Here is a 1,385-nt window from a genome sequence, read left to right as displayed (position 1 = left end):
GGTAGTGTCCCGTCAAGTGGTGTAAATTTGAGTGCAACCCCTTAGTGTCGGCTATTTATGCAACACTGACGTTGGCGCCAGCAATTGCTGTTCGTCGGTACCGGTGAGTTTTGCCATGGACTCTCGGCTGAAGTAGCGTCGTGCGACGATCCACTCATCGTTCTGCTCCTGGAGAATGGCTCCCCCAAGGCGTAGTACGGATTCCCGGTTCGGAAAGATGCCGACCACGTCAAAGCGCCGCCTGAGTTCACGGTTCAAACGCTCAAGTGGGTTGGTCGAGCAAATCTGCTTCCAGTGCTCTTTTGGGAACGCCATGTACGCCAGTACGTCTTCCTCCGCACGCCCCAATACATCCATTGCCTTCGGGAATTTCCCCTGAAGTTGCTCCACAACAACAGCCAGTTGCTGCTTGGCGGCTTCCTGTGTTGGTTGGGCAAAGATCGTCCGGACAATGGACGATACCATCGACTGTGACGCTCTTGGCACCTGGCTAAGGATATTGCGCATCGTGTGAACACGGCAGCGCTGCCACGTTGCTCCGGTCAGCGCAGAGCCAATCGCAGTGCGTAGTCCTTCATGGGCATCGCTAATCACCAACTGCACGCCACGCAGCCCACGTGCGACCAGACTGCGGATGAATGTCAGCCAAAACGACCCGTCCTCGCTGGTGCCAATGTCGAACCCCAATACTTCGCGCTCGCCAGTTTCTCGTACGCCAATCGCAATCACAAACGCCATACTCTGCACCCGTCCACCTTCTCGCACTTTCGGGAAGGTCGCATCTAGCCACAGATACGGGTACGTGCCCTCAAGCGGGCGGTTCTTGAAGTCCTGTACGACGTCGTCGAGCTCCTTACAGATGCGAGAGACCTCGCTCTTGCTAAGCCCCTGAATTCCCATGGATTCTACCAACTCGTCGACTTTTCGAGTGCTCACACCATGCACGTACGCCTCTTGAACCACCGACAACAGTGCCTTCTCAGCCTTGCGTCGGGGCTCTAGCATACTGGGGAAGTAGCTCCCCTTACGGAGCTTCGGGATCTGTAATTCAATCGTCCCAACACGAGTATCCCATTCTCGGTCTCTGTGCCCATTACGGCTATTGCTGCGCTTCTCACTGCGCTCATACCGTTCAGCACCGATCAGGGAACTCACCTCAGCCTCCATCACAGCCTGGGTGAGAACTCTCAGCCCCTCCTTCAGGAAATCCACATCACCATCTTCTAATCCAATCTTGCGAATAAGCTCCAAAAGTGCGATCTTGTCTGTAGAAGCCATCGACGTGCCTCCTCTACTATTTGCTCGTCACCTTTAGTAGATTGCACTCGATGGCTTTCTCGTCAAGATCCAGCCTTGGAATTTACACCACTACATGAGACTCTAAC

At 54.6% G+C, this 1,385-nt stretch carries 1 protein-coding gene; it reads right to left on the bottom strand.

Going from position 1 to position 1,385, the window contains the following annotated elements:
* Positions 1-51: 51 nt before the first annotated feature.
* Entirely contained in the window at positions 52-1,278 is a 1,227-nt protein-coding gene (locus tag AN477_RS15135; RefSeq protein WP_054970006.1) for an IS256 family transposase, read from the bottom strand.
* Positions 1,279-1,385 lie beyond the last annotated feature (107 nt).

Origin of the sequence: Paenalicyclobacillus ferrooxydans (assembly GCF_001399675.1) — a bacterium.
Classification (GTDB): domain Bacteria; phylum Bacillota; class Bacilli; order Alicyclobacillales; family Alicyclobacillaceae; genus Alicyclobacillus_B; species Alicyclobacillus_B ferrooxydans.
Note: the sequence above shows the minus strand (reverse complement) of the source record. Positions and strands in the feature narration are given on the sequence as shown.